Annotated in this window: 13 protein-coding genes; 11 read left to right on the forward strand and 2 right to left on the reverse strand. The window is 67.5% G+C overall.

What is annotated here, in order from left to right; translation table 11 throughout:
* The first annotated feature begins 1 nt into the window (after position 1).
* Positions 2-382, forward strand: a complete 381-nt coding sequence (locus ABI385_RS13840; RefSeq protein ID WP_348104339.1) for a hypothetical protein — start codon at positions 2-4, stop codon at positions 380-382.
* A 376-nt stretch (positions 383-758) separates the two neighbouring features.
* On the opposite strand, the gene ABI385_RS13845 is transcribed toward ABI385_RS13840, so the two are convergent.
* Positions 759-1,508, reverse strand: coding sequence for a 6-phosphogluconolactonase (locus ABI385_RS13845; RefSeq protein ID WP_348104340.1), 750 nt, complete (start codon positions 1,506-1,508; stop codon positions 759-761).
* 65 nt (positions 1,509-1,573) lie between these two features.
* On the opposite strand from ABI385_RS13845, the gene ABI385_RS13850 reads away from it, so the two are divergent.
* On the forward strand, positions 1,574-2,815 hold the full coding sequence (locus ABI385_RS13850) for an amidohydrolase family protein (protein ID WP_348104341.1): 1,242 nt from the start codon (positions 1,574-1,576) through the stop codon (positions 2,813-2,815).
* A gap of 1,054 nt (positions 2,816-3,869) precedes the next feature.
* On the opposite strand, the gene ABI385_RS13855 is transcribed toward ABI385_RS13850, so the two are convergent.
* A complete protein-coding gene (locus ABI385_RS13855; RefSeq protein WP_348104342.1) occupies positions 3,870-4,865 on the reverse strand; it encodes a Gfo/Idh/MocA family oxidoreductase in 996 nt (331 codons plus the stop codon).
* A 98-nt stretch (positions 4,866-4,963) separates the two neighbouring features.
* Between ABI385_RS13855 and ABI385_RS13860 the strand changes: the two genes are divergently transcribed.
* The 9 genes from ABI385_RS13860 to ABI385_RS13900 all read left to right on the forward strand — a co-directional run bounded on the left by ABI385_RS13860 (position 4,964) and on the right by ABI385_RS13900 (position 15,806).
* The gene (locus ABI385_RS13860; protein ID WP_348104343.1) at positions 4,964-6,109 is read left to right on the forward strand and encodes an ROK family protein; all 1,146 of its coding nucleotides are present in this window, start codon (positions 4,964-4,966) and stop codon (positions 6,107-6,109) included.
* Positions 6,106-7,293 (forward strand): DegT/DnrJ/EryC1/StrS family aminotransferase, encoded by a 1,188-nt coding sequence (locus tag ABI385_RS13865; protein WP_348104344.1) that lies wholly within the window; start codon positions 6,106-6,108, stop codon positions 7,291-7,293. The genes ABI385_RS13860 and ABI385_RS13865 overlap by 4 nt, the downstream gene beginning before the upstream one ends.
* 1 nt (position 7,294) lies before the next feature.
* The gene (locus ABI385_RS13870) at positions 7,295-8,953 is read left to right on the forward strand and encodes an ABC transporter substrate-binding protein (protein ID WP_348104345.1); all 1,659 of its coding nucleotides are present in this window, start codon (positions 7,295-7,297) and stop codon (positions 8,951-8,953) included.
* A gap of 5 nt (positions 8,954-8,958) precedes the next feature.
* A complete protein-coding gene (locus ABI385_RS13875) occupies positions 8,959-9,906 on the forward strand; it encodes an ABC transporter permease (RefSeq protein WP_348104346.1) in 948 nt (315 codons plus the stop codon).
* Positions 9,906-10,796 (forward strand): ABC transporter permease, encoded by an 891-nt coding sequence (locus ABI385_RS13880; RefSeq protein WP_348104347.1) that lies wholly within the window; start codon positions 9,906-9,908, stop codon positions 10,794-10,796. Before ABI385_RS13875 ends, ABI385_RS13880 begins: the two co-directional genes overlap by 1 nt.
* A gap of 1 nt (position 10,797) precedes the next feature.
* Positions 10,798-12,837: an ABC transporter ATP-binding protein gene (locus ABI385_RS13885; protein ID WP_348104348.1), complete on the forward strand. Its 2,040-nt coding sequence runs from the start codon at positions 10,798-10,800 to the stop codon at positions 12,835-12,837.
* On the forward strand, positions 12,834-13,304 hold the full coding sequence (locus tag ABI385_RS13890; RefSeq protein WP_348104349.1) for an acyltransferase: 471 nt from the start codon (positions 12,834-12,836) through the stop codon (positions 13,302-13,304). Before ABI385_RS13885 ends, ABI385_RS13890 begins: the two co-directional genes overlap by 4 nt.
* Complete coding sequence (locus ABI385_RS13895) at positions 13,304-14,110, forward strand: sugar phosphate isomerase/epimerase family protein (protein WP_348104350.1); 807 nt, start codon at positions 13,304-13,306, stop codon at positions 14,108-14,110. Before ABI385_RS13890 ends, ABI385_RS13895 begins: the two co-directional genes overlap by 1 nt.
* Before the next feature lie 331 nt (positions 14,111-14,441).
* Positions 14,442-15,806: an IS1380 family transposase gene (locus ABI385_RS13900; protein ID WP_348104351.1), complete on the forward strand. Its 1,365-nt coding sequence runs from the start codon at positions 14,442-14,444 to the stop codon at positions 15,804-15,806.
* Positions 15,807-15,866 lie beyond the last annotated feature (60 nt).

Raw genomic sequence — 15,866 nt, forward strand, 5'->3', positions numbered from 1 at the left:
GGTGCCGCGCACAGCGCGCAACGGGAGCGGAAGGCCGCCCGAGCGGGCCCTCGAGGATGTCGATGACGTCGCGGAGGTCGACCTACCCCGGGCCGGCCGTCGAGGGCTCTGTCGGCCCCCACGCGAGGTCGCCGGGCGCGACGACGCGCCCTGTGACGAGCCCGAGCGCGCAGGGGTCCGCGCAGGATTCGACGACGGTCGCGACGGCATGGGTGGCACGTTACGCGAAAGTCCCGCCAGACTCACGTGTCACACGCGTCACGACTCCCAGCGGCGGGCGGCGGCGGCAGCGGCAGCGGTGGGCAGCGGCAGCGGTGGGCAGCGGCAGCGGTGGGCAGCGGCAGCGGTGGGCAGCATCCCCGCCGCAGGCGTCAACGACTGATACGGCGCGCCGACCACCACTGTTGGACGGGCACCCTTTCCACCACGTATTCTCTTCACCAACGGGCGCCTTCCCACGAGTAGAACCGGACGCCTTCGACAGCTCGAGTTCTCTTGCGGGACAGGCACCCTGTTCACGTCAACACGCCGCCGCAGCCAACAACGACCCGGCTAACAGCGGATCTGGGTCGGAAGACGCCCGAAGGAGCAGTCAAGGTGCGGCCCGGGCCGGATGATCTCGCCGGAAACCCCGTGTGACAAGAGTTTCCTATGCTTGCTGCCGCCTTGTAGGAGCGGTGACAGATACCCGCACCTCGGCGATGCGCTCGGAGTTAGCGCGGTCACGTCGCGTCAGGCACTCGCTGGCACTGCCATCCCTACGTCAGGCTGGAGCGCGATGCGGCGTTGGCGTCGATGTGTAGCGTGGAATGAGGGTGGCCGCGGACGGCGGACGAGGGACACCTCTCGCTTATTTCCCCGTCGACGAGGAGTGCCACGGCGTCAGCCTTGTGAGAACCGATAACGGTCCCTGTCATGGCCGCCGAGCGCAGCAGCCGCGGCACGGTCAGCGTGAGGGCAGTCTTCGGTACCTCGTCGAGTGAGGTGAACAGGCCATCATGCACCTGCTGGCTCCGGCTGCTCTTGTCGAGAGTGACCTCGACGACGTCATCCGGGTCGTCGAAGCGCGTCACACCGGGCTCGTTGAATGCCAGGTGGCCGTTCTCGCCGATGCCGTAGCAGACGAGGTCGATAGGAGCCTCTGCGAGCAGCGCCGCATACCGGTCGGCCTCTCCGTGCCGTTCGGGACTCAGGCGCTCCACCCGGACCGGGTGCACCCGGTTGAAGATCGCGTCGTCGAGCCACTTCGCGAACCGGCGCGGATGGTCGGCTGGGAGGCCGCGGTACTCGTCCATGTGGAAGCAGGTGACCGCGCTCCAGTCGATGCCGTCGGCGGCAGCGAGCACGGCGAGGGTCACCGCCTGAGACGGTGCGGCCGCGAACACCACCCGAGCCTCGCCCTCGGCGGTGAGAAGCCGGAGGAGCGCCGCCGCCTCATTTCCCGCCGCGACTCCCGCAGCCTGGGCGTCGGAGTGGACGGTGACGGTGAGCTGGTCAACGGATGTCATGGTTGCCTCTCGGTCGCGGCGCGAACGGGATAGAGCTGCAGTGCGCGACGCCTAGGATGATGAGCGTGGCGACGGGCGAGCTGAGGGGCCGGCGATACCCGACGGACGAGCGGATTCGCGTGACCTGGCGCCACGGCATCCTCACCGACGTTGTGGTCGAGGGCATCGGCAGCGACCATGACCCGTGGCTGCTGCCGGGTCTGGTCGACCTGCAGGTTAACGGCTACGGGGGCTTCGACGTCAACGGCCCGGACGTGGCGCCGGACTCCGTCACCGGTATGGCGGCGGCCCTCGCCGCGGCCGGGACTACGACCTTCGTACCGACGGTCATCACCGCCTCCGATGACGCCATCGAGCACTCGTTGCGGGTTATCGCACGAGCCTGCGAGGCTGACCCGGAAGTCGCCGCCTCGGTGCCGTGGCTCCACGTCGAGGGGCCACACATCAGCCCGGAGGAGGGAGCCCGGGGCGCGCATGCACTCGACCAGATCCGGCCCCCGAGCGTCGAGGCCTTCGACGCCTGGCAGGAGGCAGCCGGTGGTCGCATCGGCATGGTGACGATCTGCCCGCACCATGAGGGCGCGATCGCCTACATCGTCGCCCTGACACGCCGTGGGGTTCGGGTCTCGATCGGCCACACCTCCGCGACCGAGGCCGAGATCACGGCGGCGGTCGACGCCGGGGCGCGATTCTCCACGCACCTTGGAAACGGCGTCCAGGCAATGATCCCCAGGCACGCGAACCCGATCTGGCCGCAGGTCGCCGATCGACGACTCACGGCAGGTCTCGTCGTCGACGGCCACCACCTGCCGCTCGCCGTGCTGGCGTCGCTCGTGCGCGGCAAGGGGGTCGACCACGCCTTCGCAGTTTCCGACTCGGTGGCGCTGGCAGGCATGCCGCCCGGGCTGTACGAGGCGCCGGTCGGCGGGATGGTCGAGTTGTCGGCCGAGGGCCGGCTCAGTGTGGCCGGGACCTCGTATCTGGCTGGAGCGGCCTGTGCCCTGGTGGCCGGGCTGTCGGTGCTCGATCACGCGGGCATCAGCCGGGCCGACGCACTCCGTCTCGTCTGCACCAACCCCGGCCGTCTCGTCGGCGACCGCGGCGAGCTGGAGCCAGGGCGGCGCGCTGACCTCGTGCTGCTCAGTCCGGAACGAGAGGTCGTCCAGGTCGTGCGTGGCGGTCACCGACTTCTCTCACCCACGACCGTCTTTAAGAGCCGATCGACGGCACCCATGACGGCCGCTTCCGTCCCAGGCGCAAAGGGTGCCGCTAGAGCGAAGTGCGGCAACGAGCCGACGGCTTCGTAGCCACCCTCTGCGAGCTGCTGGTCAGTCGGCAGGTAGGCGAGGATGCCGTTGGTATAGCCCACTGGCCACACCTGCGGCCACCCGTTGCGGATGAGTCGTCCGTAGCCGCTCACTGGCTCGACGTTCATCCCGAGCAGCAACAGCTCGTCGGCCAGGCGGAGCGCGCCGAGAGCAAGATCGACCTGGCCGCCGTTCGCCAGCGACAGGGGCACAAGCGCCGCCGCGGCCCTGGGGACGCCCCAGTCGATCTCCACGGCCGAGGCCATTGCCTCGTGTACGGCGTCGGTGAGCTGACGTCCGAGCCGATCTACCTCGGCCTCATCTCCCAGCCGGAACAATCCGTCGGGCCCGACCAGATGGGGGCGGACGTCGCCAGCGCAGCCCTGCAGAAACAGTGTCGTGCCCCCCAGCTCGCGGTCGAGCCGACGCGCAGCCGCCCCAGGGTAGTCGGCCGACACCCGGTTCTCACCGCTCGTCGTGGGGTGACACGCGAACTGGACGAGCGTGGCCACGGGGCCGTCGTGAGTTTCCAGGGAGGCGACCCGCACCCTACGGTCGACAGGCACGGCCGGGTCGGGAGCCATGCGTATTTTACCGTCGACGAGCCGTCGTCGGTATACGCCGATGTCGCACGCAGCCTCCCCCAGCCGGAGCGTCACCGGCGTCAATGACGCCACCGCCTCCGCACACGCCTCGGCCGCTGCACTGGCGAGCGAAGCGGCGAATGCTTCGTCGTACGGGCCAAGGCTGGGAGCAAGCGTGGTGGCTGTCTGCGCCGCATTGTGCGTGTGGGTGCCGACGACCCAGACCGCCTCGACACCGGTCCCGAGCCGGCGCGCCAGGTCGGCGCGGACAGCATCGGCGAGCGCCGGGCCCCACCACAGGACGTCCGCGACCACGACCGCAAGGCGCAGTTCCTCGTGCTCCAGGCAGACGGCTCGCACCATGAGCGGGGAGGCGACACCCTCCGATGGCGTCGTCCGCGACGCGTGCCCGGCCAGCCGCACTCTCCGATTGGGGGTCACGTCGCGCCGGGCGGACCCGGCACGAACGCTCATCTGAACTCCGGACGCACCGTCGTGCCGGTCCGGCTCGCCTCGTGAACGGCGGCCACCAGGGCCGCCGTCCCGAGACCGTCGAGACCGGCGACGATCGGCTGCTCCCCGGACTTGAGCGCGTCGATGATGGCCCGCCACTGCCGCCGATGCCCCTCCTGGCCGATCGCGCTCGGCGCGGCGGAGCCGCTGCCGACCCGCGACAAGGCGTTGGGACGGTCCACGCCGGGCACGACCCACTCAACTACCTGGTCGTCCGCGAATCGGATCGCGCCTTGCTCGAAGAACAGGTTGAGCTCGGCTGGATGACCGATGGCGGTGCCGCTCGTCACTGACACCACCCCGAGCGCGCCGCTCGCAAACTCAAGCGTGGCGGCGGCGGTGTCCTCTGCCTCGATGTCGTGCACGAGCCTGGCGGTATGCCCAGTAACGGACGCTACCGGGCCCAACAGGTAGCGCAGCAGGTCGAGCACGTGGATGGCCTGGTTGAACAGGGCGCCGCCGTCGAGATTCAGGGTGCCGCGCCACGGTACGTCGGCATAGTAGGCGGCGTCGCGGTGCCAGCGTAGGAGGCACTCGCCGAGCAGCGGTTGGCCGAGGGTGCCGCCGCCGATGGCAGCGTGCGCGGCCCGGACGGCGGGCTCGAGCCGGCGCTGCGAGATGACCGCCACGCGAACCCCGGCGGCCGCCGCTGCGACGACGACCTCGTGGCCCGCGCCGACACTGAGGCTGAGCGGCTTCTCGACGACGACGTGCTTGCCCGCGCGCACCCCGCGAAGCGCCTGCTCGGCGTGCAGCCCGTTCGGCGTGCAGATCGCCACGACCGCGACGTCGTCCCTGGCCAGCAGAGCATCCGCTCCGTCACGCCCGGCGACCCCGACCACGTCTACGTCGTCGAAGCCGGCGAGCACCTCGCTAACCGTGGTGCCGATCGACCCATGGCCGACGATGCCGACCCGGACGGGTATCGGCAGAGGGGCGACAACTGCGTCCACGACCCCACCCTGACCGTGACCCCTCGAAGTGTCAAGCATTATAACAAACAATATGTTAATCATTGCCAGAGCGTTATGGCGGTGGCATAGTGCCGATCATGACAGGCACCGTCGGCGACCGAGCCGCGAAGCGCGTACAGGTGCTGCACGCCGTCCGTCGTATCAACGAGGCGTCGCGCTGGGATCTCGCGCGAGAGCTCGACATCAGCCTTGGAACGGTGAGACTTGTAGTCGACGAGCTCGCTGGGCACGGTCTCGTCGTCCCTTCCGGAAGCTCCCAAGCCAAGGTCGGTCGCCCGAGTGCGCACTGGTCGCTGAACCCCGACGGGCCGGTGGCGGTCGGGGTCGACCTCGCCGAGGTAGAGCTGAGGATCGGCGTCTACTCGCTGGGCGGAAACGCCCTGGAGACACTGCGCGTCCCGTTCCGCCGCACTGGCGGCAACGCCGACCCGCAGCAGGTGGTCGAGGCAGTCCGCTCTCTCGAGTCGTTCCGCACCCTTACCGTTGCCGGCGTCGGTCTCGCCGTGCCTGGCCAGCTCGACATCGCGAGCGGGCGGGTCGTCCTGTCGACCAACCTCGGCTGGCGCGACGTGCCGTTGCGCGACCTCGTCGCCGAGGCCGTGGACGTCCCCGTGTCCATGGACCGCAACGCCAACGCCGGGATGCTGGGCGAGGCGTGGTGGGGGCCTCGCCTGGACCACGCCGTCTCCGTGTTCGTCACCGTTGGTTCTGGTGTCGGCGCCTCGGTGCGGGTCGGTGAGCACATCGTCACTGGCGAGAGCGGGCTCGCCGGCGAACTGGGGCACATGGTCATCGACCCCGGCGGCCCGCGGTGCCGCTGTGGCCAGCGGGGGTGTCTCGAAACCTTCGCTTCGGCGACGGCCATCCAGCGCCTCTACGACAAGCGGCGCGGACCGGTCGATCCGCCTGACGTCACCACGGCTATCCGCGCTAGAAACCCGGCCGCGATGGAGTGCCTTGGCACTGCCGTCGACCACCTGGCGCTCGGCCTCGCGGGCCTCGTCAACCTGCTCAACCCCGGCCTCCTCGTCGTCGGCGGACTGCTGCTCGAGGCGCCGGTGGAGATCTTGGACCGGCTGCGCCGTCGAGTCCGCGAGGGTTCCCTCACCTCCTCGGGCCGCGATGTGGAGATCACCGCGTCAAAGCTCGGCCCGGACGGCGTCCTCCTTGGTGCGGCCAGTCTCGTGTTCAGCGCCCTGTTCGCCGAAATGCTCGCATCATGAACGGTCTGGCGCTCACCGGAGGCACCCCGGTCCGCACTCGTCCCTGGCCAGCGTGGCCGGTTTGGGGCGAGGAGGAGGAGGCGCAGCTGCTAGACGTGCTCCATTCGGGAGTCTGGGGCGGCTATTCACCGCAAGTCGCTAAATTCGAGAGGGTGTTCGCGACGACGGTGGGCACCCAGCACTGCGTGTCGATGGCGAACGGGACCGTCACGCTGGTAGCCGCGCTGCGGGCTCTGGGCGTCCGCCCCGGCATCGAGGTGATTGTTCCGACCTACACCTTCTTCTCCACCGCCAGCGCCGTCGTCCTCGCCGGAGGCACGCCGGTTTTCGCCGACATGGAGCCCGACACCTGGAACATGGACCTCGGTCACGCCGAGTCGCTCATCACCAGCGACACGTTGGTCATCGTGCCGGTGCACTTCGCCGGTCTTCCGGTCGATCTCGACCGGCTACTACCGATGGCCCAGCGGCACGGCCTCAAGGTGCTTGAAGACGCGGCTCACGCGCTCGGCAGCACGTGGCGCGGCCGGCAGGTGGGTACCTTCGGTGCGCTCGCGTCGTTCAGCTTCCAGGCAGCTAAGAACGTAACCGGAGGCGAGGGTGGCGCTCTCGTCACCGATGACGACGCCCTGTGCGAGCGGGTCTGGTCGATCGGCAATCTCGGCCGACGCCGAGGTGGCGACTGGTACGTGCACGACGAGCCCGCTGCGAACTACCGGATGACCGGCTGGTCAGCGGCCGTACTCAACGCCCAGCTTGGGCGACTCGACGACCAGGTCGAGGCGAGGATGGCCGCCGGCGGCTACCTTCGCGAGCAACTCGCAGGCAGCGGGCTCGTCCCCGCCGCCTGGGACGCTCGGGCCGAGCGCCACGCCCATCATCTACTGCCGCTCCGCTACCTGCCCGAGGAGTTCGGCTGGCTTCCGGTCGAGCAGTTTGCCCGCGCACTCGTGGCCGAGGGGGTGCCGGTAGCCCTGGGCTACCCGATGCCACTGAACCGGCAACCAGCATTTGGCGGCCGGCTCGGAGAGTGCCCCGTCGCCGACGCGGTCTGCGCCTCTTCGTTGTGGCTGAGCCAGTGGATGCTCCTCGCCGACCGGGCAGACCTCGACGACATCACCGAAGCGGTCCACAAGATTCGTACCCACGCCTCCTCCCACTCATCGACTCCAATGAGGAGCTAACATGGCCACCTTCGATCCGATCGCGGGCTCCGCTCTCACCCGTCGCCAACTTCTTGGCGGTACCGCTGCACTCGGGTTCACCTCCCTCGTCGTGGGCTGCAGCGAGCCGCCCGCCCCGGGCACCCAGAGCGCCACGGGTGGCTCGGGCGCTCCCGTAGGCGGCAAAGAGCTCGCCCAGATCGTGCTGGCGACGAAGATGACCGAGTTGGCGGACCTGAATCCGCTGAGTGCGCGAGGGTCGCGCGGCATTGCAGTAAGCAATCACGTCAGCGAAGGGCTGACGAAGTTTGCGCCCGACTTCTCCGTCGTGCCGGGCCTGGCCAAGGACTGGAAAATCAGCGACGACGCTCTAACCTATACGTTCAATCTTCGCCCGAACGTTGAGTGGCATGACGGGACCAAGGTCACCGCTGACGACGTCGTCTTCTCGTTCGACACCGCCATGGCGACGAACTCGAAGGCGGCGTCAAAGACTGTTCTGAACACCTACGTCGCCTCTGTGGCGGGAACCGCCGACAAGATTGTCGTCACGCTGAAGAAGCCGTACGCGCCGATGCTGTCGACTCTCGCCGGCCAGGTGCCGATCCTGCCCAAGGCGGTCCTCGGCAATGACCCCTACAAGGCCTCGTTCTCGGCCATGCCCGTGGGCACGGGCCCGTACAAGGTCACCAAGCGAGACACGACCACGCTCACGTTGGAGGCGTTCGGTGCCTACTGGGGGACCAAACCGAAGATCGCGAAAATCGTTCTGTTCGACTCGACCGACCCCGCGGCGCAGTACGCGGGTCTGCTGACGAACCAGATCGACGTCGTCGAGTACGACCCCAATGCCATGGGCGGCCTGGAATCCAAGGGCGCCAAGGTGTGGACCGGGGCGGCCGGTTCGGTTCACGGCATCTGCCTCGACCTTTCCGTACCCCAACTCGCACAGAAGGAGGTCCGCCAGGCGCTCCGGCTTGCGCTGGACCGGCGACGCATCAAGCAGGCAGGATACGCCAACGGCACCCTCGCGGAGGCATTGGTGTCGACGGCATTCGTGGGCTTCCACGCTGATCTGCCCGAGGTGAAGCACGACATAGCGGCAGCGGGGGACCTGCTCGACAAGGCCGGCTGGGCCAAGGGAGCCGACGGGATGCGTACGAAGGGTGGCCAGCCCCTCAAGTTCACGATGTACGCATGGCCAGCCAAGCAGTGGCAGGACATGGCCACCATTGCTCAAGCGAACTGGAAAGAGATCGGCGCCGACGTGGCGCTGACCACCGTCGAGAACGCGCGCATCGCCGACGTCCTGTCCGCGAGCTTTGGCGCAGCCCCGATCGGCTGGGGACTCACGGCCAATCCGCTCGTCGGAATGAATCTTCTTCTGCACACCACAAAGAGCACCTTCAAGCAAGGTGGCACATTTAACGTCTTCCACTACTCCAACCCAGCCGTCGATAAGGCTCTCGAGGATGCCCTCGCCACGGCTGACACCGATAGACAGAAGGAGTTGCTTAAGCAGGTTCAGCAGGCTGCGTACGACGACGTGCCCTTCATTCCTATTGCATACCCGGCCTACGAGCTGGGCGCGCGAGATGGCGTAGTCCTGGACGAAACCGGCAAGGGCACCTTGTCAGGTGTGGGCGAGGCATGGTTCATGGACCGCTGGAGTGGAGCTTAGCGATCATGGGCGCCGTTCTGGCTCGGCGACTGCTGCGAGTAATTCCGCAGATGCTGGTACTCGTGACGATCGCGTTCGCGCTGGTGCACCTGACACCGGGGTCGACCGGCACGGTCAATGTCCAGACCGGCATGAGCCAGAACCTGGAGCAGTTGCGAGGTGACCTCGGTCTTGACAGGCCCCTGAACGTGCAGTACCTGGACTGGCTGGGGCGGGTAGTACGGCTGGATTTCGGCATGTCGTACGTAGACGGTAGGCCTGTGCTCGGCAAGATCCTCGAGCGGCTACCAGCTACCCTGCTGCTCACTGCCACCGCACTGGTGCTGTCCACGGTGCTGGGGATTCTTCTGGGCATCGTGTCGGCCCTAAGGCAGAACACCAAGGTCGACTACGCCGCGACCGTGTTCGCGTTCTTCGGACTGTCGATCCCATCATTCTGGGCGGGGCTCCTGATGATCCTGCTGTTCTCAGTGACGCTGCGGCTCCTGCCCGCACAGGGCATGGAGTCGATCGGCGGCGGCGGGCCGCTCGATGTGCTGAAACACCTCATCATGCCCGCCTGCGTCCTCGCGCTCGAGGCAACCGCGGCGATGTCAAGGTACGTACGTTCATCGATGTCCGAGGTACTGCACGAGGATTACATCCGCACGGCTCGGGCGAAGGGGCTCCCCGAGCGGGTCATCATCGGGCGCCACGCTCTACGCAACGCGCTACTGCCGGCTGTGACCATCCTCGGCCTGCGGCTGCCGGTCCTGGTGGGTGGTGCCTTGCTCATCGAGACCGTGTTCGCCTGGCCCGGCATCGGACGCCTGGGTTACGAGAGCGTCACCCAGCGCGACTATCCCGTGATACTTGGTCTCTTGATCTTCACTGGTCTACTGACGATCCTGGGCAACCTGCTCGCCGATGTGACCTATGCCATCGTCGACCCGCGGGTAAAAGTGGAAGGCTGATGTCCACCGCCACCGCACCGGAGCGCGCGCATCGCAGGGCCGCCTCGCCTGCCCGCCTGACGTGGCGCCGCTTCGCCAAGAACCGACTAGCCCTGACCGGAGCAGTTTTTCTGATACTGCTGGGCATTGTGGTCGTCGTCGGGCCGACGATCTATCGTGCCCTGGGCGGCTACGGCCCCTACGAGATCACGTGTCCAGCTTTCTCGCCGCCGATCTCGGGCCACCTGCTCGGCTGCGACGCCCTCGGCCGTGACTTCTTCGCGCGCCTGCTCGACGGGGGCCGGGTGTCGCTCACCGTCGGCGTCGCGGTCGCCGGACTGACTACGATAACCGGTCTCGTCCTCGGAGCGGTAGCTGGCTTCTACGCCGGCAGAATAGACAACCTGCTCATGCGATTCACCGACACCGTCATGGCATTGCCCTCACTGTTCCTCATCCTCGCCGCGGCCGCGATCCTCGGGCCGTCGCTAACCAACACGATCCTGGTGCTGAGTTTCATCGAGTGGACTACGCCAGCCCGACTCGTCCGAGGCGAATTCCTCACGTTGCGCGAACGAGACTTTGTGCTGGCGGCCCGCTCACAGGCACTGCCCGGGTGGCGGATCATGCGGCAGATCCTGCGCAACATAGTCCCGACTATCCTTGTTGCGGGCACTCTGGCGATGGCGATGGCGATCCTCGCGGAGTCCGGCCTTTCGTATCTCGGCATGGGTACCCAGCCGCCCCAGGCGTCGTGGGGGTACATGCTGAGCGACGCCCAGACGTATTTCATGAGCCGTCCCCGGCTCGCTGTCTGGCCCGGTCTTCTCATCATGTTGACGGTGCTCGCGGCGAACTTCGCCGGCGACGGTCTCCGCCAGGCACTTGATCCCCGGCTCAGGGGGCGGTGACATGGCACTGCTCGAGGTCGATAATCTGCGCACGACTTTCCAGACCGACCTAGGAGAGGTCGTCGCCGTTGATGATGTCTCGTTCTCGGTCGAAGCTGGCAGTACGATCGGGCTTGTTGGCGAGTCGGGGTGCGGCAAGTCAACCGTCGCGATGAGTATCCTGCGACTGATCCGGGATCCCGGCAGGGTTGCGGGTGGGGAAATCCGGTTCAACGGCCAAGACCTAGCGAGGCTCCCGGAGGTCGAACTCCGCAAGGTACGGGGCGGCTCGATCGGTATGGTGTTCCAGGAGCCGATGAGTTCGCTCAACCCCGTCTTGAAGATCGGTGACCAGATTGCGGAGTCGCTGCGGCTACACCGTGGGATATCGCGCCAGCAGGCGCGCACTCGCGCCATGGAACTCCTCGACCTTGTAAGGATCCCCGAGGCGTCCAGCAGGCTCAACGACTACCCACATCAGTTCTCGGGCGGGATGCTGCAGCGGGTGATGATCGCGATCTCACTCGCCTGCGACCCGAAGTTGCTCATCGCCGACGAACCAACCACCGCTCTCGATGTCACGGTACAAGCACAAATCCTCGAACTGATACGCGACCTGCAGGGCGAGTTGGGGATGGCCGTGCTGCTCATCACCCATGACCTCGGGGTAATCGCGGCGACCTGCGACGACGTCAACGTCATGTACGCCGGGAAGATCGTGGAACGGGGAGCGTGGCACGATCTGTATGCGCACCCTGCCCACCCGTACACCGCAGGCCTGTTACGCGCGATGCCGGGAAGTGGCCGGCGCACGACAGCACGCCTGGGCGTCATCCCGGGCGAGGTGCCTGACCCGCTGGACTGGCCGACTGGTTGTCGGTTCGCCGACCGTTGTCACGCGCGGTTCGAGAAGTGCGACCAGCAGCCGCCTCTCTTCGAGGTGGGCGGACAAACGGCTGCGTGCTGGTTGCACAGCCCGCATTGCGGTGGACTGGCAGCCGTCACCCCACCCGCGCTCCCGAAGCCCATCGGCGATGTGGCACCGGTGCCTGAGGCGGGTGAGGCGTTGCTCACGCTCGAAGGCGTCGAGATCCATATCCCGGTACGGCGAGGGCTGCTGCGGCGACAGGTGGGCGCGATCCGGGCGGTAGATGGAGTCGATCTGACGGTGTATAGAGGCGAGACGCTTGGGCTGGTTGGCGAGTCCGGGAGTGGCAAGTCGACCCTCGCCCGCGGCGCGTTGAGGCTCCAAGAGATCACTGCAGGACGCATCAGGTTCGGCGACACCGACATCACCACCCTGTCGGCCTCCAAACTGCGGCCGATGCGGCCGAAAATGCAAATGGTGTTTCAGGACCCGGTGTCGTCGCTGAACCCACGCATGAGGGTAGGCGACATCATCGGCGAGGCGCTGACGGTGCACGGGACACCCGACGGCAGGTCGAGACGCGACGTGGTCGGCGACGTGCTGAAACGGGTAGGTCTGCGGCCGGAGTACATGACACGGTTCCCCCACGAGTTCTCCGGCGGGCAACGGCAGCGGATCGGCATCGCCCGCGCGCTCGTGCTCAACCCTGACCTCATCGTCGCCGACGAACCGGTCTCGGCGCTTGACGTTTCGGTGCAGTCGCAGGTGCTCAACCTGATGGCGGACCTCCGCGACGAGTTCGCCATGACCTACTTGTTCATCGCGCACAACCTTAGCGTCGTGCGACATGTAAGCGACCGAGTCGCCGTCATGTACCTGGGACGTATCGTCGAAGTCGCGAGAACCGAAGAGCTGTTCGACAGGCCTGCCCACCCGTACACCCGCGCGCTGCTCTCCGCCGTGCCCGACCCCGATCCGGCCGCCAAGCACGACGTCCAGAGTCTGCCGGGCGACATCCCCAGCCCAATGAACCCCCCGTCGGGCTGCCGGTTCCACACAAGGTGCCCGCTCGCGAAAGCCAAAGGCACGGCAGACGGGATCTGCGCCGAACAGGAGCCGCCGGTCGTCACGCTCGCCGACGGACACACGGCCGCCTGCCACTTCGCCGGTGAAGCGACCACGATCGACCCATGATGATCAACGAGACCAGCAAGCGGAAGATCCCCTTCCAGCATCGCGACGCGCGGACGGTCGGTGAAGGCTGCTACTACATGGACCTCATCGTCTGGCTCAACGGTAACGAGATCGACATGGGGGACGAAGTGAAATTCAACTACGGGTGCTACGTCAACGGCTACGGCGGAATGTGCGTCGGCGATCGGACCGGGTTCGGCCCGTATGTCATGATCCACACCGCCAACCACGTGACGAGCGACCCGCATCTACCAATCCTTGAGCAGGGATGGAAGAAACGACCCGTTGCGATCGGCGCGGACTGCTGGATCGGGATGGGTGTCTGTATTTTACCTGGTGTGACGATCGGTGACCGGGTGATCGTCGGTGCGGGCTCGGTCGTCACACACGACCTGCCGTCAAACAGCCTGGCGGTCGGCAATCCGGCGAAGGTGATCCGGTCCCGACCTACCCTTGAGGAATCCTGATGCTGATCGGCGCGACCAGCCTCGGCTTCGGTTCAGTCACCTTGGAGGAGGTCTTCGACGGCCTCGCCGCCGTCGGCGGGGAGTGCACGGAACTCAACGGACTCCCCGGCCGGCACGGTGGGGTGACGCTCTCGGGTGCGGAGGTAAAGCGGGTGAAGGCGCTGTCGGCGTCGAGTGGTGTGCAAGTAACATCGGTCGGGGGCTACAACGACTTCGCGAAAGGTCGCGACCATCTCGACGAGGAAGTCGGTCGGCTGCTCGACGCGTGCCGTATCGCCCACGAGCTTGAGGTTCCGGTCGTGCGGGCGATGGTCGCCGACGCCGCTCCTGGCGTGACCTTGGACAACATCCGTCCCGACGTCGTTGAAGGATTCAGGCGAGCCTGTGCGCGCGCCGGGCAGTTGGGAGTGACGCTCGGCATCGAGAACCACGGCCGCCTAGCGAACAACGGATCATGGTTGGCGTCCGTCGTTGACGAAGTCGACGCGCCAAACCTCGGCTTTACCGTGGACACCGGCAATTTCGCGTGGGCCGAACGCACGCCCACGACAGTTCACGCTGATCTGGCATGCGTGCTTCCGCAGGCGGTCAACGTCCACGTCAAGGACGTCCGCTGGGACGGCGAGGGCCACTTCGAGAACTTCGTTACCGCAGGGACAGGTGCGATCGACGTTGAGGGGATCTTGGCAACCCTGAGGTCGCTGGGCTACCTCGGTCCCGTCGTGAGCGAGTACGAGGGCCACGGCAGTCACCGTGACGGCACGGCCGCTTCGATCGAGTACCTCAAGAGGATCCGCAACACCTGATAACTCGGATGGGCTATCCACCGCCGTCCCCGCCCGGCGACCCGAACGCAGACGCACTCTGCGCCGGAATCCGGGCGGCTCGCCCCCCTCGAGGGCGCTCGCGCCCGATCCCCCCCGGGGGTGGCAGGGGAGCCGGCGGCCAAGACCGGGACGGCCGGGCGGCGGGCGGCGGCGCACGGCGCATACCGCTCCCGTACGCTCGCCGTCTCAGCCTTGATCCACCGATTAGTGGGTGGGCGTGGCGGGTCGTGACGCGCGGATACCCCTGTGGGGCGGGAGGATTGGACTTGCTAAGGGTCTGATCCGTGCCGTCCGGAGGGGCATCCGACAAGTGCAAGCATCGCATAAGGTTTCCGCTGTTTTCGATGACCCGAACCTGATCGGTTCGGCGAGTCTGGTTCCGGTGTTGCGGCTGGCCGAGCGCGCCGGGCTGCATGACCTGCTCGCGGCGCACGTGAGTGTCGCGTCGCCGAACGCGGCGGTGAAGGCGGCTGGGGTGGTCGCCGGGATGCTGGCCGGCGCGGACAGCATCGACGACCTGGACGTGCTACGGCACGGCGGGAACGGCAGAGTGTTCACCGGGGTGCGGGCACCGTCGACGTATGGCACGTTCCTGCGCGCGTTCACCTTCGGACACGTCCGGCAGCTGGACGCGGTCGCCTCCCGGACCCTGGCCGGGCTCGCGGGGGTGGTGCCGCGGCTGCTGGCCGGGACCGAGGTGATGGCGTACGTCGACGTCGACGACACCATCCGGCAGGTGCACGGGTACGCCAAGCAGGGCGCCGCGTACGGCTACTCCGGAGTCAAGGGTGTCAACGCCCAGGTCGCAGCCTTGTCGTCCCCGATCTGTGCGCCGGTGATCGTCGCGGCCCGGCTGCGTAAGGGCAACGCCGTGTCCGGGCACGGCGCCGCCCGGCTGATCGGGGACGCGGTCGCCGCCGCCCGAGCCGCGGGAGCAGGCGGGCAGGTGATGGTCCGGGCCGACTCCGGGTACTACCGCCAGGACGTCATCGCCGCCGCAACCAGGGCCAATGCGTGGTTCTCGGTCACGGTCCGGATGGACCCGGCCGTACGGCAAGCGATTACGGCCATCCCCGAGCCGGCGTGGACCACGATCCGGTACCCGCGCGCCATCTGGGACGAGCAGGAACAGCGGTGGGTCTCCGAGGCCCAGGTCGCCGAGACCACCTTCACCGCGTTCACCTCCCACCCCAAAAAGCGGCAGGTGAGCTGCCGGCTGGTGGTACGCCGGGTGCCACGCCTGGGCCGGGCCACCATCGCTGCCGCCGCGGCCGGTCAGGACGAGCTGTTCACCACCTGGCGTCACCATGGGTTCGTCACCAACTCCGCCCTGGCCACGGTCGCCGCCGACGAGACCCACCGCGACCACGCCATCATCGAGCAAGTCATCGCCGAGCTGAAAGACGGCCCACTCGCGCACGCACCGTCCGGGGCCTTCCAAGCCAACGCAGCCTGGCTCGCCCTGGGCTGCCTCGCGTTCAACCTGCTCCACGCCGCCGGCGCCGCCGCCTCGGCCCGGCACGCGAAAGCCCGATGGGCGACCCTGCGCACCCACCTCATCACGGTGCCCGCCCGGATCGCGTACTCCGCCAGAAGCCTCGTGCTACACCTACCGACCGACTGGCCCTGGGCACCCGCCTGGCAGGACCTCTGGGCCACCGCCACCACACCCTGACCACCTCGGCCCGACCGGCCCCCCAGGAACCACCCGACGTGGAAGAACCGGACAGACCGG

This window comes from Lapillicoccus sp., from assembly GCF_039935575.1.
Taxonomy (GTDB): Bacteria; Actinomycetota; Actinomycetes; order Actinomycetales; family Dermatophilaceae; genus Lapillicoccus.

What these genes read in the sequence shown, in the direction of transcription:
- ABI385_RS13885 (WP_348104348.1), top strand. Translation starts at nt 10,798, where the DNA reads ATGGCACTGCTCGAGGTCGATAATCTGCGCACGACTTTCCAGACCGAC.
- ABI385_RS13875 (WP_348104346.1), top strand. Translation starts at nt 8,959, where the DNA reads ATGGGCGCCGTTCTGGCTCGGCGACTGCTGCGAGTAATTCCGCAGATG.
- ABI385_RS13865 (WP_348104344.1), top strand. Translation starts at nt 6,106, where the DNA reads ATGAACGGTCTGGCGCTCACCGGAGGCACCCCGGTCCGCACTCGTCCC.
- ABI385_RS13880 (WP_348104347.1), top strand. Translation starts at nt 9,906, where the DNA reads ATGTCCACCGCCACCGCACCGGAGCGCGCGCATCGCAGGGCCGCCTCG.
- ABI385_RS13845 (WP_348104340.1), bottom strand. Translation starts at nt 1,508, where the DNA reads ATGACATCCGTTGACCAGCTCACCGTCACCGTCCACTCCGACGCCCAG.
- ABI385_RS13890 (WP_348104349.1), top strand. Translation starts at nt 12,834, where the DNA reads ATGATGATCAACGAGACCAGCAAGCGGAAGATCCCCTTCCAGCATCGC.
- ABI385_RS13870 (WP_348104345.1), top strand. Translation starts at nt 7,295, where the DNA reads ATGGCCACCTTCGATCCGATCGCGGGCTCCGCTCTCACCCGTCGCCAA.
- ABI385_RS13860 (WP_348104343.1), top strand. Translation starts at nt 4,964, where the DNA reads ATGACAGGCACCGTCGGCGACCGAGCCGCGAAGCGCGTACAGGTGCTG.
- ABI385_RS13895 (WP_348104350.1), top strand. Translation starts at nt 13,304, where the DNA reads ATGCTGATCGGCGCGACCAGCCTCGGCTTCGGTTCAGTCACCTTGGAG.